The following is a 21,545-nucleotide window of genomic DNA, read 5'->3' as shown; positions in this document are numbered from 1 at the left end:
TGGCACACCGGGGCATCCCGGAATCTGCTCACTCCCACGCAACGGAGGCCCTGCGGTGAGCGAACTGCCGCAACAGCTGGCCAATGGACTCATCCTCGGCGCGATGTACGGACTCATCGCGATCGGCTACACGATGGTCTACGGAATTGTCCAGCTCATCAACTTCGCCCACGGCGAGATATTCATGGTCGGCGGCTTCGGAGCGCTCAGCGTCTTCCTCGCTCTCCCCGCCGGCACCTCACTCGCCCTCGCCCTGCCGGTCATGCTCCTCGGCGGCATCGCCGTATCCGTCCTCGTCGGCATCGCGGCCGAACGATTCGCCTACCGCCCGCTGCGCGGCGCCCCCCGCCTCGCCCCCCTCATCACCGCCATCGGCTTGTCCATCGCCCTCCAGCAAGCCATCTGGAAGTGGTACCCCGACGGCAAACAGGCCCGCGTCTTCCCCCAGTTCAAGGGCCACGCCTTCGACATCCTGGGCGCCACCGTCCAGCGCGGCGACCTCTTCGTCCTCCTCGCCGCCCCCGCCTGCATGATCGCCCTCGGCTTCTTCGTCGCCAAAACCCGCAGTGGCCGCGCCATGCAGGCCACCGCGCAGGACCCCGACACCGCCAGGCTGATGGGCATCAACACCGACCGCATCATCGTCCTCGCCTTCGCCATCGGTGCCGCCTTCGCCGGCGTCGCCGCCGTCGCCTACGGCCTGCGCACCGGCGAGGTCCAGTTCCGCATGGGCTTCATCATGGGCCTGAAGGCCTTCACCGCGGCCGTCCTCGGCGGCATCGGCAACATCTACGGCGCCATGCTCGGCGGCGTCGTCCTCGGCATCGCCGAAGCCCTCGCCACCGCCTACATCGAGGAAATACCCGGCATGGAGCAATTCGGCGGCGGAGCCTGGAAGGACGTCTGGGCCTTCGTCCTCCTCATCCTCGTACTCCTCTTGAGACCACAAGGCCTCCTGGGCGAACGCGTCGCGGATCGGGCGTGATACCGATGACCACCCACACCACCACAGCCCCGGCCCGCGGCCTGATACCCCTCCCCGAACGCACCGCACGCCTCGTCACCGCCGCAGGCGCCCTCGCCACCGCCGCCACCACCGGTCTCTCCTGGACCTGGAGCAGCGACTTCCCCGGCGACCTCACCTACTACGCATCCCCCGCCGGCCTGCAGATCGTCACCCTCGTCGGCGGCATCCTCACCCTCCTCCTGGCCACCGCGGCACTCGGCGTCCGCGGCCTGCAATGGCTCACCCCCGCAGGACGCAACGCCCCCACCCTGCTCGCCGCCCTGGCCACCTTCGCCGCCACCTGGTTCACCCTCATCGCCATCGCGGTCCAACTCCGCGGGCTGATCAACCTCGAACCGGGCGGCGCTCTCGCCGGCATCGCCTCCCTGATCACCCTCGCCGGCGCCCTGGCACTGCCTCCCGACCAGGCCGCCGACCGGCCACCCGCCAACCCCTGGCAGCGCTTCACCGCCACCCTCGCCGCCAGCCCCCTCCGGCGCCGCACCCGCGAACTGCCCTCCTGGGCCGAGATCCTGATCATCGCCGCCGCCTTCGCCGCCGGACTCCTCGCCTTCACCTACGGCATCGACACCGACGACGGCGCCCCCTTCGTCGGCTACCTGATCTTCATGGTGCTCGCCATCCCCGCCCTCAACCGGGCCGGGCTCATCGCGCGCCTCACCGCACTCACCCACACCCACCGCGGCGTGGCCCTCGGCGCGGCCTTCATCGCCGCCGCCTGCTTCCCCTTCACCCAGGACACCGACCAGTACACGATCATCGGGGCAAACATCCTGATCTTCGCCACCGTCGCCCTGGGCCTCAACGTCGTCGTCGGCCTCGCCGGGCTCCTCGACCTCGGATACGTCGCCTTCCTCGGCGTGGGCGCCTACGCGGCCGCCCTCGTCTCCGGCTCCCCCGAATCCGCCCTCGGATTCCACTTCCCCTTCTGGGCGGCCCTCCTCACCGGCGCCGCCGCCTCCCTCGTCTTCGGCGTCCTCATCGGCGCCCCCACCCTCCGCCTGCGCGGCGACTATCTCGCCATCGTCACCCTCGGCTTCGGTGAGATCTTCCGCATCGCCATGCTGAACCTCAACGGCACGACCGGCCCCGACGTCACCAACGGCGCCATGGGCATCCCCAACATCCCCAACCTCGAAATCTTCGGCTTCAACTTCGGCGAACCGCACGACATCCTCGGCATCCCCGTTGCCACCTACGGCAACTACTACCTGCTGATGATCCTCGTGACGGCCTTCGTCGTCCTCGTCTTCCGGCGCGCCGCCGCCTCCCGCATCGGCCGCGCCTGGATCGCCATCCGCGAGGACGAAACCGCCGCCGTCGCGATGGGCATCAACAGCTTCCGCCTCCGCCTCCTGGCCTTCGCCCTCGGCGCGTCCCTCGCCGGACTCGCCGGCACCGTCCACGCCCACGTCGTCACCACGGCCACCCCCGAACAGTTCCAGTTCGCCGGCCCCCAGCCCCCCAACTCCGCCTTCCTCCTCGCCGCCGTCATCCTCGGCGGCATGGGAACCCTCAGCGGCCCGCTCGTCGGCGCCGCCCTCCTCTTCCTCATCCCCGCCAAACTCGACTTCCTCCAGGACTACCAACTCCTCCTCTTCGGCATCGCCCTCGTCCTCCTCATGCGCTTCCGCCCCGAGGGCCTCATCCCCGACCGCAGGAAGCAGCTCGAATTCCACGAAACCGGCCAACTCGACGTACCCGACCAGCGCCTCCCCGACGCAGACGCCACCCTCGGCGCCACCCAGGCAAAGGCGTGACGACCATGACCACAGCACCCAGCCTCGCACCCGCCACTGACACCGACACCGTGCTGCGCGCCGACGGCGTCACCATGCGATTCGGCGGACTCACCGCCGTACGCGGCGTCAGCCTCACCGTCGGCGCGGGCGAAATCGTCGGCCTCATCGGCCCCAACGGCGCCGGCAAAACCACCTTCTTCAACTGCCTCACCGGCCTCTACGTGCCCACCGAAGGCACCGTCAGCTACCGGGGCACCCGCCTCTCCCGCAAACCCCACCTCGTCACCCAGGCCGGCGTCGCCCGCACCTTCCAGAACATCCGCCTCTTCGCCAACATGACCGTCCTCGAAAACGTCCTCGTCGGACGCCACACCCGCACCAAAGAAGGACTCTGGTCCGCGCTCCTGCGCGGCCCCGGCTTCAAAAAGGCCGAGCGCACCAGCGAACAACGCGCCATGGAACTCCTGGAGTTCACCGGCCTGGCCCACAAACGCGACCACCTCGCCCGCAACCTCCCCTACGGCGAACAACGCAAGCTCGAAATCGCCCGCGCCCTCGCCAGCGAACCCGGCCTGCTGCTCCTGGACGAACCCACCGCCGGTATGAACCCCCAGGAAACCCGCGCCACCCAGGACCTCGTCCTCGCCATCCGCGCACAAGGCACCGCCGTCCTCGTCATCGAGCACGACATGCGCTTCATCTTCAACCTCTGCGACCGCGTCGCCGTCCTCGTCCAAGGCCAAAAACTCGTCGAAGGCACCGCCGAGATCGTCCAGGCCGACGAACGCGTCATCGCCGCCTACCTCGGCACACCGGTCGAGGCCATGCCGGCACCGGACGACACCACGGACCCGGCAGCCCCGGCGGACACGGCCCCCACGCCGAAGACCGCCGCGCCCCCCGAGGCGGCAGAAGAACCCGACGCAGCAGACGAGGCGGCCCCGCCGGACCGGCCGGACCAGGGACAGACCGGAGACACCCCATGACCGCACTGCTCGAAGTCGAGGACCTACGCGTCGCCTACGGCAAGATCGAAGCCGTCAAAGGCATCTCGTTCTCCGTCGAAGCCGGACAGGCCGTCACCCTCATCGGCACCAACGGCGCCGGCAAGACCACCACGCTGCGCACCCTCTCCGGCCTCCTCAAACCCCTCGCCGGCAAGATCACCTTCGACGGCGAACCTCTCAACGGCGTCCCCGCCCACAAGATCGTCGAACGCGGCCTCGCCCACTCCCCCGAAGGCCGCCGGCTCTTCCCCCGCCTCACCATCGCCGAAAACCTCCAGCTCGGCGCCTTCCTCCGCAAGGACGCCGACGGCATCGAGAAAGACATCCAACGCGTCTACGAGCTCTTCCCCATCCTCGGCGAACGCCGCAAACAGGCCTCCGGCACCCTCTCCGGCGGCGAACAGCAAATGCTCGCCATGGGCCGCGCGCTGATGTCCCGCCCCAAACTCCTCATGCTCGACGAGCCCTCCATGGGCCTCTCCCCGATCATGATGCAGAAGATCATGGAAACCATCCGCGAGCTGCGCTCAGAAGGCACCACCATCCTCCTCGTCGAGCAGAACGCCCAGGCCGCGCTCTCCCTCGCCGACCAAGGACACGTCATGGAAATCGGCCGCATCGTCCTCTCCGGCAGCGGCGAATCCCTCCTCCACGACGAATCCGTCCGCAAGGCCTACCTCGGCGAGGACTGAACCCGCACACCGTCACCACGCGAGCGGCCCCGCACCGATCACCATCGGTACGGGGCCGCTCGCGCGCTCGGTACGAGCCTGCGGACCTGCTACTGGTCCTTCTGCTGCTTCTTCTCCTCGGCATCCTCGATGACCGCCTCGGCCACCTGCTGCATCGACAGCCGGCGATCCATCGACGTCTTCTGGATCCACCGGAACGCGGCCGGCTCCGTCAGCCCGTACTGCGTCTGCAGAATGCTCTTCGCCCGGTCCACCAGCTTCCGGGTCTCCAGCCGCTGGGTGAGGTCCACGACCTCCTTCTCCAGCGTCTTCAGCTCGGTGAACCGGCTCACCGCCATCTCGATCGCGGGAACCACATCGGTCTTCGAGAACGGCTTCACCAGATACGCCATCGCACCCGCGTCCCGCGCCCGCTCCACCAGCTCACGCTGCGAGAACGCGGTCAGCATCAGCACCGGCGCGATGCTCTCCTCGGCGATCTTCTCGGCCGCCGAGATACCGTCCAGAACCGGCATCTTCACGTCCAGGATCACCAGATCGGGACGGTGCTCCCGGGCCAGCTCGACGGCGGTCTGGCCGTCCCCGGCCTCGCCGACGACGGTGTAGCCCTCTTCCTCCAGCATCTCTTTGAGGTCGAGACGGATGAGAGCCTCGTCCTCGGCGATCACGACGCGCGTGGTCAGCGGCGGGACGTGCGACTGATCGTCATCGGCGACGGGCTGCTCGGGCTCGGCGGCGCTCACGGGACTCCTCGTTACAGGCAGGTGGTGCCCCATGAGCCTACCTAGCTCCTGTAGGGTAGGACCACGCAGGGCAGCAGGTATCCTCCCTTTCTAAGGCCCCAGTACTCCAACTGGTTAGAGAGGCGGCTCTCAAACAGCCGAAAGTGTGGGTTCGAATCCCACCTGGGGCACTTTCTCTTCGATTCGAAGATAGCGCGACAAGCGCTGAGCGTCACCCTTTTCGGTGAAGCGCTATCGAATCGAATTCACGTCGCTCGACGCATTTCCCGTCGCGATCGCATGCATCCACGGCCTCTCCACGCGTGCGCATGCTCTCCCTCGTCGCCCAAGGGCGCAGCCTCAACGCCGCGAGCAAGCGGACCGGCCTCTCCCGGTGCGCCATGCGCTCCTGCCGGACCAGGATCGAGCCGGTCCCGCACAAGGCGGAGTGCCCGCGATGCGCGTGTGTGCCACAGCCGCCGCGCGGACGCTCGCCCCTGGGGGTTCATCAAGCGCAGCTCCGTCGCCGTCATGGACCAACACATCGGGCCGAAGTACTGACAGGGACGGCAGTCAGGTACCTCGGCCCAGCGGAATCGCGGTGCGGGTGGCGCTACTTCGGGGAATCGTCCTCGCCGATGTGGTGGACCCGGACGAGGTTGGTGGAGCCGGGGACTCCGGGCGGGGAGCCGGCGGTGATGATGACGACGTCGCCCTTCTGGCAGCGGCCGATCTTGAGGAGCTGCTCGTCGACCTGGGCGACCATCTCGTCGGTGGAGTTGACGGTCGGGCCGAGGAAGGTCTCCACGCCCCAGCTGACGTTGAGCTGGGAGCGGGTGGCCGGGTCGGGGGTGAAGGCCAGGAGCGGGATGGGCGAGCGGTAGCGGGAGAGGCGGCGGACGGTGTCGCCGGACTGGGTGAAGGCGACGAGGAACTTGGCGCCGAGGAAGTCGCCCATGTCGGCGGCGGCGCGGGCGACGGCGCCGCCCTGCGTGCGGGGCTTGTTGGCCTCGGTGAGCGGCGGGAGGCCCTTGGCGAGGAGGTCTTCCTCGGCGGCCTCGACGATGCGGCTCATCGTCTTGACGGTCTCGGTGGGGTATTTGCCGACGCTGGTCTCGCCGGAGAGCATGACGGCGTCGGTGCCGTCGATGACGGCGTTGGCGACGTCGGAGGCCTCGGCGCGGGTGGGACGGGAGTTGTCGATCATCGAGTCGAGCATCTGGGTGGCGACGATGACCGGCTTGGCGTTGCGCTTGGCGAGTTTGATGGTGCGCTTCTGGACGATCGGGACGGTTTCGAGGGGCATCTCGACGCCGAGGTCGCCGCGGGCGACCATGATGCCGTCGAAGGCGGCGACGATGTCGTCGATGTTGTCGACGGCCTGCGGCTTTTCGACCTTGGCGATGACGGGGAGGAAGCGGTCTTCTTCGCGCATGATGCGGTGGACGTCCTCGATGTCGCGGCCGCTGCGGACGAAGGAGAGGGCGATGATGTCGGCGCCGTAGCGCAGGGCCCAGCGGAGGTCGTCCTGGTCCTTTTCGGAGAGGGCGGGGACGGAGACGGCGACGCCGGGGAGGTTGAGGCCTTTGTGGTCGGAGACCATGCCGCCTTCGATCACCTTGGTGCGGACGCGGGGTCCGTCGACGCCGGTGACTTCGAGGGTGACTTTTCCGTCGTCGACGAGGATGTGTTCGCCGGTGGTGACGTCGGCGGCGAGGCCGTTGTAGGTGGTGCCGCAGATCTGGCGGTCGCCTTCGACGGAGGGTTCCACGGTGATCGTGAACTCGTCGTCGCGTTCGAGAAGTACAGGGCCTTCTCGGAATCGGCCGAGGCGGATCTTCGGACCTTGAAGGTCGGCGAGGATGCCGACGCTGCGGCGGGTCTCTTCGGATGCTTTGCGGACCCGGTCGAACCGTGCCTCGTGGTCGGCGTAGGTGCCGTGGCTGAGGTTGAAGCGGGCAATGTCCATTCCGGCGTCGACGAGGGCTTTGATCTGCTCGTACGAGTCGGTGGCGGGTCCCAGTGTGCAGACGATCTTTGCTCGGCGCATGTTTCGACTCTATGACTTACCGGGCGGTAGGGAACGGTGGGAAAGTGACTGCTCAACGAGCGCTTGGTGAAAGCCTTTTGACAAGTAATGGAATGCGCGCGCAGGCGCTCCGATGAGCGGAATGTCATCCCCGTGGCCGCTGGTCTCACAGTGCGGGACGGGTCATCGTAAAGCGTGCGTTGACATTGGCGTGGACGGCTTGGCGCTGGGGTTCGAGATCGAGGGCGGGGGCGGATTCCTGGGTGGCGCCGCCATAGCCGCCGAAGGAGCGCATGGCAGGGGCTGCCACGGGGGCGGCGTTCTCGGCGCCGAGGTCGGCGATTTCGAGGAGGGCGTCGAGGCGGGCGCCGAGGGCTTCGGCGTATTCGCGGGCGCGCTGGACGGCTTCGTGGACGGCCTGGGTGCGGGCGGCGCGGTGGGCGGGTGAGTCGGGGCGCAGGGCCCACCAGGGGCCGTCGACACGGGTGAGGTCGAGGTCGGCGAGGCGGGTGGTGAGTTCACCGAGGGTGGTGAAGTCGTTGAGGGTGGCGGTGTGGGTGACGCGTCCGTGGTAGGCGCGGATGCGTTCGTGGCGGCCTTTCTCGGTGAGTTGGGGGGTGAGGCTGAAGGTGCCGGTCTCCAGTTTTTCGATGGCGTCGCCGTAGCTCTTGATGAGGGTGAGGGCCTGTTCGTTGCGGCGGCTGAGGTCGGTGAGGGCGGCGGTGCGGTCGGTGCCGCGGGCGCTGACGGTGACGACGATGCGGGCGATTTCCGGGTCGACGTCGAGGCGGGCTTCGCCGCGTACGGCGAGGCGGGGGGTGTCGGGGGTGCCGTACGGGAGAGCGGTCGGAGTGGGGCCGGTGGTGGGGACGGCGGGGGTGGGGGTGTCGTCGGCGGGGTCGGTCATGGGTGGCTCCCGGGTTGCGGGGTCGGTGTCCTGTGGCGGGCTTCGGGGTGTGCGGGCGCGGGTGGTGAAGGGTCGCATATCGGGGCGGGGCGGGGTGGGTCCTCCGAGGGGACGCGGTGAGGGGTGTTGCGCGGGGGGCGGCTGCGCCAGAATCTACGCGCGTTGTCCCGCTGTGTGGCGGCGCTCGTCCGCGTTTTCGGCGTTCATCCAAGGGAGTTGGCATGTCGCTCGACCGTAGGAAGTTCTTGGGGCGTTCCGTGGTGACGGGGGCCGGGATGGCGCTCGCGGGGGCGGCGGGCGCGCCGGTGGCGGAGGCGGAGGAGGCCCGGGGCCCCGGCGGCGGCCGCGGTCACCGGGAGCGGTACGCCTTCACGGTCATGGGCACGACGGATCTGCACGGCAATGTCTTCAACTGGGACTACGCGACGGACGCGGAGTTCGACGATGCGGATCACAATGACGTCGGCCTGGCGAAGATCTCGACGCTGGTGGGCCAAGTGCGGCGCGAGAAGGGCCGGCGCCACACTCTGCTGATCGATGCGGGTGACACCATTCAGGGGACGCAGCTGGCGTATTACTACGCCAAGGTGGATCCGATCACGGATCCGGACGGTCCGGTCCATCCGATGGCGCGGGCGATGAATGCAATCGGCTATGACGCCGCGGCGCTGGGTAATCACGAGTTCAATTACGGCATTCCGGTGCTGCGGAAGTTCGAGGAGAGCTGTGATTTTCCGCTGCTGGGGGCCAATGCAGTGGATGCGAAGTCGCTGCGGCCGGCTTTTCGGCCGTATGTGCTGAAGCGATTGCGGTCACCGCGCGGGCGGGAGGTGACCGTTGCGGTGCTGGGTTTGACGAATCCGGGTATCGCGATCTGGGACAAGGCTCATGTGCAGGGGAAGCTGGCGTTTCCGGGGCTGGTGGAGCAGGCAGCGAAGTGGGTGCCGAAGCTGCGGTCGATGGGCGCGGATGTGGTGATCGTGGCGGCGCATTCGGGGATGAGCGGTACGTCGTCGTACGGGGACCAGTTGCCGTATGTGGAGAATGCGGCGGCGTTGGTGGCGGAGCAGGTGCCGGGGATCGATGCGATTTTGGTGGGGCATGCGCATGTGGAGGTTCCCGAGCGGCGGGTGGTGAACAAGGAGTCCGGCCGGGAGGTGGTGCTGTCGGAGCCGTTGAAGTGGGGGCAGCGGCTGACGCTTTTCGATGTGGAGGTGGAGTGGCGCCGGGGGCGTTGGGAGGTGGGGTCGGTCGGTTCGCGGGTCCTGAATGCGAATGCGGTGGCGGAGGATACGCGGATCACGGGCCTGCTGCGGGCGGAGCACCGGAAGGTCGTGGCGTATGTGAACCGGGTGATCGGCCGGTCGAAGGCGGAGATGACGGCGGCCGAGGCGGCGGTGAAGGACACGCCGGTATTGGACTTCATTGCGTTCGTGCAGGCGGAGGTGGTGCGTAAGGCGCTGGCGGGGTCGGCGTATGCGTCGTTGCCGGTGTTGTCGCAGGCGTCGTGTTTTTCGCGTTCCGCGCGGGTGCCGGAGGGGGACGTGACGATCCGGTCGATGGCGGCCCTGTATCCGTTCGACAACACGCTGGAGGCACGGGTGTTGACGGGTGCGCAGGTGCGGGCGTATCTGGAGTTCTCGGCGCGGTACTACGTGCAGACGGCTGCCGGTGGTCCGGTGGATCCGTCGAAGGTCACGAATGCGGACGGTACGCCGGATTACAACTACGACGTGGTGAGCGGTGTCTCGTACGAGGTCGATATCGCGAAGCCGGCGGGGCAGCGGATCGGGAAGCTGATGTTCGACGGGAAGCCGTTGGACGATGCGGCGCGGTTCGTTCTGGCGGTGAACAATTACCGGGCGAACGGTGGTGGCAATTTCCCGCATGTGGCGGCTGCGGAGCAGGTGTGGTCGACGTCGGACGAGATCCGGAATTTGATCATCGGGTGGGTTCAGGAGAGCGGTCAGATCGATCCCGCTCAGTTCGCCTCGGTGGACTGGAAGTTGACGCGGGACGGGGTGCCGGTGTTCTGAGATCCGGCTGACCACGAGGGGGCCGCGGGGGCGGCGTCCGGGGGCGGCCGTGGGTCTCTCCCGGGTCCGCGGCTCCCCCGGCCCCCGTAAGCGTGGTGCCGCCGTACGGGGTTGACGTGGGCCCGAGGGGCGGTGCGGGTCAGCGGCGGGGGACGAGGGTGGAGCCCTGGCGGGGGACCATGCCCGCGCGTCCCGTCGACGGCTGGGGGAGGCCGAAGGTGGTGAAGGCGGTGCGGGTGGGGAGGGGGTAGGGGGTGTCGTCCGTCAGGGAGTTGAGGATGGTGGCGCTGCGCCAGGCGGCGAGGCCGAGGTCGGGGGTGCCCACGCCGTGGGTGTGGGTCTCGGCGTTCTGGACGTAGACCGAGCCGGTGACGGCGGGGTCGAGGACGAGGCGGTGGTGTGCGTCGATACGGGGGCGCGCCCCGGAGTCACGGCGCACGTAGGGGTCGATGGCGGCGAGAAGGGTGTCCATGCGGCGTTCGCGGTAGCCGGTGGCGAGGATGACGGCGTCGGTGGTGAGGCGGGAGCGGGTGCCTTGCTGGGTGTGGTCGAGGTGCAGTTCGACCTTGGTGGTGCCGACGCGGCCCGCGGTGCGGACGAAGACTCCGGGGGTGAGGGTGGCGTCGGGCCAGCCGCCGTCGAGGGTGCGGCGGTAGAGCTCGTCGTGGATGGCGCCGAGGGTGGTGTGGTCGATGCCTTTGTGGAGCTGCCACTGGCCCGGGACGAGGTCGTCGCGGACGCGTTCGGGGAGGGCGTGGAAGTAGCGGGTGTAGTCGGGGGTGAAGTGTTCGAGGCCGAGCTTGCTGTATTCCATGGGGGCGAAGGCGGGGGTGCGGGCGAGCCAGTGGAGGCGTTCGCGGCCGGCGGGGCGGGCTCGGAGCTGGTCGAGGAAGATTTCGGCGCCTGACTGGCCGGCGCCGATGACGGTGAGGTGGTCGGCGGCGAGCAGGGCTTCGCGGTGGTCGAGGTAGTCGGCGGAGTGGATGACGGGGACGGCGGGGGCCTCGGCGAGGGGGCGGAGGGGGACGGGGATGTGGGGGGTGGTGCCGATGCCGAGGACGAGGTTGCGGGCGTAGGTGCGGCCGAGGGCTTCGGCTTCGCCGCCGGTGTCGAGCTGGGTGAAGTCGATTTCGAAGACTTCGTGTTCGGGGTTCCAGCGGACGGCGTCGATCTGGTGGCCGAAGTGGAGGCTGGGCAGGTTTTCGCTGACCCAGCGGCAGTAGGCGTCGTATTCGGCGCGGTGGAGGTGGAAGCGCTCGGCGAAGTAGAAGGGGAAGAGGCGCTCGCGGGTCTTGAGGTAGTTGAGGAAGGTCCAGGGGCTGGCGGGGTCGGCGAGGGTGACCAGGTCGGCGAGGAAGGGGACTTGGAGGGTGGCGCCGTCGATGAGGAGGCCGGGGTGCCAGTGGAAGGCGGGGCGCTGGTCGTAGAAGGCGGTGCGGAGGGGGGTGAGGGGGTGGGCGAGGGCGGCGAGAGAGAGGTTGAAGGGGCCGATACCGATGCCCGCGAGGTCGAGGGGTTCGTCGGGGGTCGTGGTGTCGGTGGTGGGAGAGGTTTCGGGGTGCGGGGTGGTGCTCATCGAGGCGTGTGGCCTTCCACGAGTTTGAGGAGGGTGGTCAGGTCTCCGGGTTGGGTGTGGGGGTTGAGGAGAGTGGCTTTGAGCCAGAGGCCGGTGGGGGTGGTGGCGCGGCCGAGGACCGCCTGTCCGTCGGTGAGGAGGGTGCGGCGGATGGTGGCGAGGGTGGTGTCGTCGGCGCCGGTGGGGCGGAAGAGGACGGTGCTGAGGAGGGGGCGGGAGTGGAGCTCGTAGCGGGGGTGGGCCTCGATGAGGTCGGCGAGGGTCTGCGCGGCGGCGAGGGTGCGGTCGACGAGTTCGCCGAGGCCGTGGCGGCCGAGGGCTTTGAGGGTGACGGCGATTTTGAGGATGTCGGGGCGTCGGGTGGTGCGCAGTGAGCGGCTGAGCAGGTCGGGGAGACCGGCTTCGGTGTCGTCGTCGGCGTTGAGGTAGTCGGCCTGGTGGGCGAGGGGGGCCAGGGTGGCGGGGCCAGGGACGGCGAGAAGGCCGGCCGCGACGGGCTGCCAGCCGAGTTTGTGCAGGTCGAGGGCGACGGTGTGGGCGCGGGCGAGGCCTTGGAGTGCGCCGCGGTGGGTGTCGCTGAAGAGGAGGGCTCCGCCGTAGGCGGCGTCGATGTGGAAGCGGGCACCGTGGCGTCCGGCGACGTCGGCGAGGGCGGAAAGAGGGTCGATGGCGCCGGAGTTGGTGGTGCCTGCCGTGGCGGTGAGCAGGACGGGGCCGGTGCGTCCGGCGAGGTTGGCGAGGCAGGTGTGGACGGTGTCGGGGGTGAGGATGCCGTCGGGGGTGGGGAGGGTGAGGGGTTCGGGGAGGCCGAGGAGCCAGGCGGAGCGGTGGATGCTGTGGTGGGCGTTGGCGCCGCAGACGATCTGAAGGGGGCGGGCGGGCCGGTGCGGTGCGGTCGCGGAGCCGTCGGGGGCGGCGGCTTCGCGGGCGAGGAGGAGGGCGAGCTGGTTGGATTCGGTGCCGCCGGTCGTGATCAGGGCGTCGGGTTCGGTGGCCTGGGGGTAGACCAGCGCGGCGAGTTCACGGCTGGTGAGGGCTTCCAGCGCGGAGGCGGCGGGGGCCTGGTCCCAGGAGTCCATGGAGGGGTTGAGGGCGCCGGCGGCGAGGTCGGCGGCGGTGGCGAGGGCCAGCGGCGGGCAGTGCAGATGCGCGGCGCAGTGGGGGTCGGCGGGGTCGGCGGCGCCGGCCGCGAGGGTGTGGACGAGGGTGCGCAGGGCGGTGTGCGGACCGGTGCCGTGGTCGGGAAGCAGGGGGTGGCAGGCGTCGCGTACGGCGCGGGCGACGGTGGCCGGTCCGCCGGGCGGGAGGGGGCCGGCGCGGTCCTCGGCGCCGGTGGTGAGGGCGTCGAGGACGGTGTCGAGCAGGGGGCGGAGTGCGCGGGGGCCGTTGGTGCCGCCTGCGAGGGCGGTGCCGGCAGGGGGCACAGACATCAATGTGCTCTTCTGTCAGGGGAGTTGGGGCGTGGATCCCGTGCGGACCAGCCCTTAGGCAGCCCTAAGTTACTTTCCCTGTACAGCCTGTATCCACTGGTCGCGGTCATACCACCCGTAAGTGGTACGGGTGTACCGCTGGTGTTCGGGTGCCGCCGGTCCGGGAAATCCCATCCCCGTCAGCGGGGCGAGGAGCGGCCACCCATGGGGGCCGTCATGACCAGCATCGCCGCACGGGTGCTGCGAGCCGGGCTCGAAACGCAGGTCAGGGGTTGTTCAGGTAGGTGAGGACGGCGAGGACGCGGCGGTTGCTGTCGTCGTCATCGGTGATGCCGAGTTTGCCGAACATGGAGGTGGTGTATTTGCTGATGGCGCTTTCGCTGAGGAAGAGCCGGCGGCCGATGGCCTGGTTGGACAGCCCTTCGGCCATGAGGCCGAGCACGGAGTGTTCGCGTGCGCCGAGCCGTCCGAGTCGTGGGTGCGAGGGCCCGGTGGAGAGCAGTTTGGCGATGACGGCCGGGTCCATGGCGGTCCCGCCACCGGCGACGCGCTCCAGGGCATCGATGAACTGATCGGCGTGAAACACGCTCTCTTTGAGTAGGTAGCCGATGCCACCGGTCCCGTCGGCCAAGAGTTCGCGGGCATACAGCTGTTCGACGTGCTGGGAGAGGATCAGGACCGGCAGTCCGGGCAGTTCGCGGCGGGCGGCAAGAGCGGCCTGCAGGCCCTCGTCCGACTGGGTCGGCGGCATGCGGACGTCGACGAGGGACACATCCGGCCGCCACGTCAGCAGCGCGTCGAGCGTCTCGGGTCCGGTGGTTGCCGTCGCCACCACGTGGTGTCCGTATGCCTCGATGAGGCGGACCATTCCGTCGCGCAGGAGGTAGAGGTCTTCGGCTACAACGATTCGCATGGCACCGCCATTCTTGCGCGGGTCGGGCCGCCCGCCGGGCTGGTGATCTCCAGGGTGCCGTCGAAGACCGCGAGGCGGCGGCGCAGCCCCGCAAGTCCGCCGCCGGCGCGCACGCCTGCTCCGCCGCGGCCGTCGTCCTCCACGTCCACGACGATGCCGGTGCCATCCCGGACGAGGGAGATCCACGCCCGGGACGCACGGGCGTGCTTGACCACGTTGGTCAGCAGTTCGGCGGTCCCGAAGTACAGGGCGGACTCGACCGGCGGGTCCAGGCGGAGCTGAAGGTCTGCACTGACAGCCACGTCGAGCGGGCTGTCCAGGGCGAGGGCGCGCACGGCATCGAGGAGCCCTCGCTCGTTCAGCACCGGCGGGTTGATGCCATGGACCAGTTCGCGGAGCTCGGTCAGTGACGTGGCGGCGCCGGTTCGCGCTTCCCGCATCAGCGTCCTGGCCCGGTCCGGGTCGGTTTCCATCAGCTTTTCCGCAGTCGCCAGGGAGAGCCCGAGCGCGACCAGACGGGCCTGCGCTCCGTCGTGCAGGTCCCGCTCGATCCGGCGGATCTCGGCGGCCTGCGCGACCGTCGCATCCGCGCGGTGGGCCGTCAGCTCTTCCACCCGGTCCGCCAGCAGCATCGCGGGCGACGCGCGCAGGAAGCGGACGGCTACCGGCTCGACGGACCGCCAGGCGTACGGGGCGCCGACGAGGGCCACGGCCAGGCCGAGCACCCCGATGAGGCGCATGGCCAGTGCCGATTGGCCGAGTCCGAGGACCGCCACCGCGATCCCGGCCGGGGGGATGGCCGAGGTCACGCCGGCGGTGAACGGCGCGATCCCCGTGAACCGCAGATCGCGCCAGGTGGCGGGGTCGCTCCACCGCATCCGCCACCGCTGGTCCAGGCGGGCGTCGCGGCTGGTGCGCTCGTAGGAGAACCCGTTCCACCAGTACCCGGTGGACATCCGCACCACCGGCCCGGCCTGCCGGTACCCGGCGGGAATGACGGTGGGCGTCCACGTCGCGACGAGGAAGCGGAACATCCGGCAGACCGGGCGGGACAGGGCGAGCGTGCCGAGGCACGCCCACACCAACGGCGCTGCCCACGACCACGGGTTCCCCGCCCCCCACCGGATCCCCAGCGCCACTGCAGTGGCCCACACGGCCGGGACCAGCATGCTGACGACCACCACCACGCACGCACGCACGAACCCCAGCCCGGCTCTTGCCCCCCATGACACCAGCTGTCGCATGACCCTTCCTTCTCACTTCATGGCCCCGACCGTGGCACCCGCGTGCTGCCGCACCGCCCCGGTCCGGCCGCGCCGACTCGGTGTTGCCACTGTGCGCCGCACGGAGGCCGGTCACCGCCGGATCGGCCCGGAAGTAGGTCTGGCCCCACCCACCCGTACGTCCAGGCCCGTACCGCACCGCCCCCTGCGCTTTCTAGCGTCGACACCACGATGACGACACGGAGGAAGAAGGACATGGAGACCACCCACCGCACCGCGGCCGAGACGGCCCGCCTCAGCCATCCACGCACCCGACGAGGCTTCGCCCGGGCGAAGATCCTCGTCGCGGCCTACGGTGCACTCAGCGCCGCCGTGCTCCTCACCGTCGTCCTCCTCGCGCTCACCGCACACCCGGTGACCGCGTTCATGTGGGGCCGGTCGGCCGGAGTGCTCGCGAGCGCCGCGGTGCTCTACTGGCTGACCCTCCTCGCCTCGCGGGGAACGCGCTGGGCCTATGTGCGGGTGCGCATCCTCTCGGGCCTCATGCCGATCGCGATCGTCGCCATCGACCTGTCCGCCGGTGGCCTGCCGCCGTGGTTCGTCGTGCTGCAGATGGCCTGCGCGCTCCCCCTCGCCGCGGCTGCTTTCCTCACCAACGGGTCCGGACTGCGCGCCGCTTTCCCCAAGAGCGCCTAGGGGTGCGCTCCCGGCCCCGGCGTGCCGGGAGCGCGCACTCAGGCGCTCCCGGCTGCGGCGCGTACCGTCAGCGCCCGGCGCAGATCGTCGAGCTGGTCGACGAGTTTGCGGCGCAGGGCGGGGGTCGGGTGGGCGTCGGCGAGGCAGGCTTCGCCGAGGTGGAGGGTGTGCTCCTCGACGAGGACGGCGGGGAAGGCGTAGCGGCCGGCGGCCTCGGCGAGGGCGGGGCCGCGGGCGGCGGCGAGGGCGGGGACGTCGGTGAAGTAGCGGGCGGCGTAGGGGCGGAGCAGGTCGAGCTGTTCGGGTGCCCAGAAGCCGGTGGCGGTGGCGGTGAAGAGGTAGTTGGAGAGCGCGGTCTTGCTGTCGGTGGTGAACAGGGCGTCCCAGGCGGCCTGTTTGGCGGCCGGGTCGGGGAGCGCGGCGTGGCAGCGGGCGGCGCCTTCGCGGCCGGTGGCGCTGGGGTCCCGGGCGAGTTCGGCGTCGATGGCGGCGCGGAGTTCGTCGAGCGGCGCGGCGCCGAGGGTGGCGAGCCGGCCGAGGATGCGCCAGCGCAGTTCGGGGTCGAGGCGGGGGCCGCCGGGGACGCTGCCGTCGTCGAGCCAGTCCTGGATGCCTTCGGGGGTGGTGGCGTTGTCGATGAAGGCGCGTACCGCGGTGAGCCGCAGTCCTGCTTCGGCGCCGTGTTCGGGGCCTTCGGTGCGGCGGAGTATGTCGCGGCTGAGGGCGGTGAGGGTGGCGAGGGCGGTGTGGCGTTCGGTGCGGGGGAGGTAGCGGTCGGCGATCTGGGTGCGGGCGAAGGCGAGGACGCCTTCCACGACGGCGAGATCGGTTTCGTACGGGAGGTGGGCGCGGGCGGCGTCGAGGTAGGCGGTGGGGGCGAGTTCGCCGTCGCGGACCATGTCGCGGGCGGCGTTCCACACCACAGCGCGGGTCAGCGGTTCGGGGAGTCCGGACAGTGCCCCGAGGGCGGTGTCCCAGGAGACGGGGTCGAGGCGGACCTTGGCGTAGGTGAGGTCCTGGTCGTTGAGGAGGAGCAGGGCGGGGCGGCCGCCGGTGGCGGAGTGGGCGGCGCCGTCGGGGACGTCCCAGGACAGCGGCTCGCGCGGGACGAGGCGGCCCGTGGTGGTGCCGTCGTGGTCGTAGAGCCCGATGGTGAGCCGGTGCGGGCGGGTGCCGTCCTGGCTCCCGGTCTGCTCGACGGACACGCTCCAGTTGCCGTCCTCGCCTTCCCGTACGACGGGGGTCAGGGTGTCGACTCCGGTGGTGCGCAGCCAGCGTTCGGCCCAGGCGTGGACGTCGCGGTCGGTGGCGCGGGAGAGGGAGTCGATGAAGTCGGCGAGGGTGGCGTTGCCGAAGCGGTGCCGGGCGAAGTGGTCGTTGATGCCGGCGAGGAAGTCCTTCTCCCCCATCCACGCGACGAGTTGGCGCAGTGCGGAGGCGCCCTTGGCGTAGGAGATGCCGTCGAAGTTGGTGAGCGCGGAGGTGGTGTCGGGGACGTCCTCGGGGGCGGGGGCGACGGGGTGGGTGGAGGGGCGCTGATCGGCGTCGTAGCCCCAGCCCTTGCGGGCGAAGGCGAATTCGGTCCAGGTGTCGGTGCCCCATGTTCTGGGGGGCGTCCCCCCACGGCAGGCCTCGGCCAGGACCTGGTAGCCCATGTATTCGGCGAAGGACTCGTTCAGCCAGATGTCGTCCCACCATCGGAGGGTGACGAGGTCGCCGAACCACATGTGGGCCATCTCGTGGGAGATGACCATGCCGCGGGTCTGGCGTTCGGTGTCGGTGACGGCGGAGCGGAAGACGAATTTGTCGCGGAAGGTGACCAGGCCGGGGTTCTCCATGGCACCGGCGTTGAATTCGGGGACGAAGGCCTGGTCGTAGGAGTCGAAGGGGTAGGGCTCCTCGAAGATCTCGTGGTAGCGGTCGAAGCAGCGGCGGGTGAGGTCGAGGATCTCGTCGGCGTCGGCGTCGAGGTGCGGGGCCAGGGAGCGGCGGCAGTGGAGGCCGAAGGGCAGTCCGGCGTGCTCGGTGCGTACGGAGTGCCAGGGGCCGGCGGCGACGGCGACGAGGTAGGTGCTGATGAGGGGGGTGGGGGCGAGGGTCCAGTGGCCGGGGTCGCGCCGGGTGGCGATGCCGTTGCCGAGGACGGTCCAGTCGGTGGGGGCGGTGACGGTGAGGGCGAAGACGGCCTTGAGGTCGGGCTGGTCGAAGGCGGCGAAGACGCGCTGGACGTCCTCCATGAACAGCTGGGTGTAGGCGTAGGTCTCGCCGTCGGCGGGGTCGGTGAAGCGGTGCATGCCCTCGCCGGTGCGGGAGTAGCGCATGGTGGCGTCCACGCGCAGTTCGTGGGCGCCGGGGGTGAGGCCGGTGAGCGGGAGGCGGTTGTCGTCCAGGGCCGCGGGGTCGAGGCGGCGGCCGTCGAGGGTGACGGAGTGCAGCTCGGCGGGCTTGAGCTCGACGAAGGTGTCGCCGTCCGCGTGCGCGGTGAAGTGGATGACCGTACGGGAGCCGAACCGGTCCTCACCGTGGGTGAGGTCGAGTGCGATGTCGTAGCGGTGGACGTCGATGAGTCGGGCTCGGGTCTGCGCCTCGTCGCGCTGCAGTGCGGGCATGACTTCATGCTGCCGTACGGTCGGTGACCGGTGCACGGGGGTTGGGGGAAGCGGACGGGCGAGTGCCCGCCGCGGCTGACCCGGGCTCCCCCGGTCAGCCGTTCCCTCCGCTGACCAGCGGCGGATCGTCCGGATCCGGGATCTGGGTGGACCAGCCGCCGGGCACATTGCGGACCTGGCGGTCGCGGAAGCGCACCGGGGCGGTCCCCACCCGCCGGGTGAACAGGCGGCTGAAGTACGCGGGGTCGTCGTAGCCGACCCGGCGGGCCACCGCCGCCACCGGGAGCTCCGTTCCCACCAGGAGCTCCTTGGCACGGCCCAGGCGTATGCCCAGCAGGTAATCCTTGGGGCTGCAGCCGGCGCCGCGCCGTACGGCGGTGCGGAGTTCCGCGGGGGTCATGCCGTGCCGGGCGGCGTGCTCGGCGACCGAGAGCGGCAGGAAGGCGTCCCGGGCGAGTGCCTGGAGGACCGGGTCGCCGTCGGCGTCGGTATCGGCCCGTGCCCTGCGCAGTGCGACCAGGAGTTCGTGGACCGCGGCCGAGGTCTCGACCTCCAGCAGCGGATTGCCGCGCCGCGCCGCGCGGGCGATCCGCCCGATGGCGGTCCGGGCCGGCCCGGTGTCGGCGAGGGGGACGAGCTGGCGGTCCGCCTCGATATAGCCGAGTTCGGTGTAGGTCGCGGCGGCCGGCCCGGTGAAGTCGACGAAGCTCTCGTCCCAGCCGGTCTCCGGGTCGGCGCCGTAGTGGTGGGGCACCCCCGGCAGGATCCACAACAGGGCGGGGGCGGTCACCGCATGACGCCGGCCGTCGGGGTCGGTGAACCAGCCGCGGCCGGCGCTGATGACGATGGCGACATGGTGGTCGAGGGTGCGCGGGCCAACCGTGGGCAGGGTGCCGTGCTGGAGGCCGACGCCCAGGCACACCAGGCCGAGCCGGTGGTGGACCGGGCTCGGAGTGAAGTAGCGCATCCAGGTGTGGTACACGCCCGGACCTCCCGTCGCTCCGTACCGCTCGGTGCCGCTCCGTCGAACCGTCCAAACACAACCGATCTTTGTCCATGGACCGTCACACCGCCAGAGGGCAAGGGTGACCGGTGACCGTGTGCGCCCGGCCGGTGGCGCACGGGAGACGAGGCGAGGGCGGGTGACGTGACGCAGTTCGAGGTGGGCGAGCGGGACTTCGTGCTGGACGGGCGGCCGGTGCGGCTGCTGTCCGGGGCGCTGCACTACTTCCGGGTGCACGAGGCGCAGTGGGACCACCGGCTGGCGATGCTCCGGGCGATGGGCCTGAACTGCGTGGAGACCTATGTGCCGTGGAATCTGCACGAGCCGCGGCCCGGTGAGTTCCGGGATCCGGAGGCGCTGGGGCGGTTCCTGGACGCGGTGCGGGCGGCGGGGCTGTGGGCCATCGTCCGGCCGGGGCCCTACATCTGCGCGGAGTGGGAGAACGGCGGGCTGCCGCAGTGGCTGACCGGGCCGCTGGGGCGGCGGGTGCGGACGCGGGATGCGGAGTATCTGCGGGCCGTGGACGCCTGGTTCGCGCGGCTGCTGCCGCAGGTCGTGGCGCGCCAGTGTACGGCCGGCGGACCGGTGATCATGGTGCAGGCGGAGAACGAGTACGGCTCGTACGGCAGCGACGGCGTCTATCTGGCGCACCTGGTGGACCGGCTGCGTGAGCTGGGGGTGCGGGTGCCGCTGTTCACCTCGGACGGGCCCGAGGACCACATGCTGAGCGGTGGTGCGGTGCCGGGCCTGCCGGCCACCGCCAACTTCGGTTCCGGGGCCCGCGAGGCGCTGGCGGCGCTGCGGCGCCATCAGGCGGACGGGCCGCTGATGTGTATGGAGTTCTGGTGCGGGTGGTTCGCGCACTGGGGGCAGGCACAGGCGCCGCGCGCTCCGGAGGATGCCGCTGCGGCGCTGCGCGAGATCCTGGAGTGCGGTGCGTCGGTCAATGTCTACATGGCGCACGGCGGGACGAATTTCGGTGGGTGGGCGGGGGCGAACCGCGCCGGTGAGCTGCATGACGGGGCGCTGCGGTCGACGGTCACCTCGTACGACTACGGGGCGCCGGTCGACGAACGCGGGCGCCCCACGGAGAAGTTCTGGCGGTTCCGGGAGGTGCTCGCCGAGTGGGCGGACGGGCCGCTGCCCCGGGTGCCGGAGCCGCTGCGGGTGCTGCCGGCACCGGTACGTGCGGTGGTCGGGGAGTGGGCGTGCGCGAAGGACGTGATGGAGGCGCTGGGGGGCGAGGAGGCCGAGGGGGGCGGTCCCGCGACGTTCGAGGAGCTGGGGGTGGACCGGGGGGTGGTGCGCTACCGGGTGGCGGTGCCGGGGCCGCGCGGCCGCTATCCGCTGCGGGTGAGCGGGCTGCGGGACCGGGCGGTGGTGTACGTCGACGGGGTGCGCGGGCCCGTGGTGGAAGGCGAGGACGCCGTGCTCGGGGAGGTGGCCGGGCCCGCGTCGGTGGAGGTGTGGGTGGCGTCGCTGGGGCGGGTCAACTACGGTCCGCGGCTCGGCGAATCCAAGGGGATCACGGGCGGGCTGCTGCACGAGCGGCAGTATCTGCACGGCGTACGGTCGCGGGGGCTGCGGCTGGACGCCATGGAGGATGCCGGGGCGTTGGCGAAGGTTCCGTTCCGTGCGGCGGAGGGGGCCGGCGGGGCCGTGGGGCTGTACCGGGGGACGGTGACGGTGGACGGGCGGCCCGGTGATGCCGATCTTGCGCTGCCGGGCTGGAGCCACGGTTTCGCCTGGATCAACGGTTTCTGTCTGGGGCGCTACTGGGCGCTCGGGCCGCAGCGGACCCTGTATGTGCCGGGCCCGGTGCTGCGCGAGGGAGACAACGAGCTGCTGTTGTGGGAGTGGGAGGGCGCCCCGGCCCTGGTGGGGGACGAGGCGGGGGCGCCCGGACTGTATCCCTGCGCGACGGGGGGCTGAG

16 protein-coding genes and 1 tRNA gene are annotated in these 21,545 nt (G+C 70.5%); 8 read left to right on the top strand and 9 right to left on the bottom strand.

Features of this window, described 5'->3' with window-relative positions; translation table 11 throughout:
• The first annotated feature begins 55 nt into the window (after positions 1-55).
• From ACWGI6_RS28215 to ACWGI6_RS28200, 4 genes are read left to right on the top strand one after another with little or no spacing between them, the layout of a single operon-like run.
• Positions 56-985: a branched-chain amino acid ABC transporter permease gene (locus ACWGI6_RS28215; protein WP_453270116.1), complete on the top strand. Its 930-nt coding sequence runs from the start codon at positions 56-58 to the stop codon at positions 983-985.
• A 5-nt stretch (positions 986-990) separates the two neighbouring features.
• Positions 991-2,787 (top strand): branched-chain amino acid ABC transporter permease, encoded by a 1,797-nt coding sequence (locus ACWGI6_RS28210; RefSeq protein WP_393909026.1) that lies wholly within the window; start codon positions 991-993, stop codon positions 2,785-2,787.
• A 5-nt stretch (positions 2,788-2,792) separates the two neighbouring features.
• Complete coding sequence (locus ACWGI6_RS28205; RefSeq protein ID WP_393909025.1) at positions 2,793-3,755, top strand: ABC transporter ATP-binding protein; 963 nt, start codon at positions 2,793-2,795, stop codon at positions 3,753-3,755.
• Positions 3,752-4,468 (top strand): ABC transporter ATP-binding protein, encoded by a 717-nt coding sequence (locus tag ACWGI6_RS28200; protein WP_453270115.1) that lies wholly within the window; start codon positions 3,752-3,754, stop codon positions 4,466-4,468. The genes ACWGI6_RS28205 and ACWGI6_RS28200 overlap by 4 nt, the downstream gene beginning before the upstream one ends.
• A gap of 89 nt (positions 4,469-4,557) precedes the next feature.
• Here the strand turns inward: ACWGI6_RS28200 and ACWGI6_RS28195 are convergent, their stop codons facing one another.
• Positions 4,558-5,211 carry an ANTAR domain-containing response regulator gene (locus ACWGI6_RS28195; protein ID WP_393909023.1) on the bottom strand — a complete coding sequence of 218 codons (654 nt, stop codon included), beginning with the start codon at positions 5,209-5,211 and terminating at the stop codon, positions 4,558-4,560.
• 95 nt (positions 5,212-5,306) lie between these two features.
• Between ACWGI6_RS28195 and ACWGI6_RS28190 the strand changes: the two genes are divergently transcribed.
• Positions 5,307-5,381 (top strand) — tRNA-Leu (locus tag ACWGI6_RS28190).
• A 422-nt stretch (positions 5,382-5,803) separates the two neighbouring features.
• On the opposite strand, the gene pyk is transcribed toward ACWGI6_RS28190, so the two are convergent.
• Together pyk and ACWGI6_RS28180 are read right to left on the bottom strand one after the other, a co-directional pair.
• Complete coding sequence (gene pyk / locus ACWGI6_RS28185; protein WP_393909022.1) at positions 5,804-7,240, bottom strand: pyruvate kinase; 1,437 nt, start codon at positions 7,238-7,240, stop codon at positions 5,804-5,806.
• Positions 7,241-7,385: 145 nt separating this feature from the next.
• On the bottom strand, positions 7,386-8,126 hold the full coding sequence (locus ACWGI6_RS28180) for an SIMPL domain-containing protein (RefSeq protein WP_453270114.1): 741 nt from the start codon (positions 8,124-8,126) through the stop codon (positions 7,386-7,388).
• A 221-nt stretch (positions 8,127-8,347) separates the two neighbouring features.
• Here ACWGI6_RS28180 and ACWGI6_RS28175 point away from each other — a divergent pair, with 221 nt between their 5' ends.
• Positions 8,348-10,162, top strand: a complete 1,815-nt coding sequence (locus ACWGI6_RS28175; protein ID WP_453270113.1) for a bifunctional metallophosphatase/5'-nucleotidase — start codon at positions 8,348-8,350, stop codon at positions 10,160-10,162.
• A 139-nt stretch (positions 10,163-10,301) separates the two neighbouring features.
• Here the strand turns inward: ACWGI6_RS28175 and ACWGI6_RS28170 are convergent, their stop codons facing one another.
• From ACWGI6_RS28170 to ACWGI6_RS28155, 4 genes are all read right to left on the bottom strand, one after another.
• Complete coding sequence (locus tag ACWGI6_RS28170) at positions 10,302-11,738, bottom strand: lysine N(6)-hydroxylase/L-ornithine N(5)-oxygenase family protein (protein WP_453270112.1); 1,437 nt, start codon at positions 11,736-11,738, stop codon at positions 10,302-10,304.
• Entirely contained in the window at positions 11,735-13,168 is a 1,434-nt protein-coding gene (locus ACWGI6_RS28165) for a pyridoxal phosphate-dependent decarboxylase family protein (protein ID WP_453270111.1), read from the bottom strand. The genes ACWGI6_RS28170 and ACWGI6_RS28165 overlap by 4 nt, the downstream gene beginning before the upstream one ends.
• Positions 13,169-13,433: 265 nt before the next feature.
• Complete coding sequence (locus ACWGI6_RS28160) at positions 13,434-14,081, bottom strand: response regulator transcription factor (RefSeq protein WP_453270110.1); 648 nt, start codon at positions 14,079-14,081, stop codon at positions 13,434-13,436.
• A complete protein-coding gene (locus ACWGI6_RS28155) occupies positions 14,066-15,325 on the bottom strand; it encodes a sensor histidine kinase (protein WP_453270109.1) in 1,260 nt (419 codons plus the stop codon). Before ACWGI6_RS28155 ends, ACWGI6_RS28160 begins: the two co-directional genes overlap by 16 nt.
• A 210-nt stretch (positions 15,326-15,535) precedes the next feature.
• Here ACWGI6_RS28155 and ACWGI6_RS28150 point away from each other — a divergent pair, with 210 nt between their 5' ends.
• Positions 15,536-16,000, top strand: a complete 465-nt coding sequence (locus tag ACWGI6_RS28150; protein ID WP_453270108.1) for a hypothetical protein — start codon at positions 15,536-15,538, stop codon at positions 15,998-16,000.
• A 38-nt stretch (positions 16,001-16,038) separates the two neighbouring features.
• Here the strand turns inward: ACWGI6_RS28150 and pepN are convergent, their stop codons facing one another.
• Positions 16,039-18,609 carry an aminopeptidase N gene (pepN, locus tag ACWGI6_RS28145; protein ID WP_453270107.1) on the bottom strand — a complete coding sequence of 857 codons (2,571 nt, stop codon included), beginning with the start codon at positions 18,607-18,609 and terminating at the stop codon, positions 16,039-16,041.
• 94 nt (positions 18,610-18,703) lie between these two features.
• Positions 18,704-19,591: a helix-turn-helix domain-containing protein gene (locus ACWGI6_RS28140; protein WP_453270106.1), complete on the bottom strand. Its 888-nt coding sequence runs from the start codon at positions 19,589-19,591 to the stop codon at positions 18,704-18,706.
• 165 nt (positions 19,592-19,756) lie between these two features.
• Between ACWGI6_RS28140 and ACWGI6_RS28135 the strand changes: the two genes are divergently transcribed.
• Positions 19,757-21,544, top strand: coding sequence for a glycoside hydrolase family 35 protein (locus tag ACWGI6_RS28135; RefSeq protein WP_453270105.1), 1,788 nt, complete (start codon positions 19,757-19,759; stop codon positions 21,542-21,544).
• Position 21,545: the final 1 nt, after the last annotated feature.

The sequence above is a fragment of the Streptomyces sp. NPDC054786 genome (genome assembly GCF_053611685.1).
This window is presented reverse-complemented; position numbering and strand designations above follow the sequence as displayed.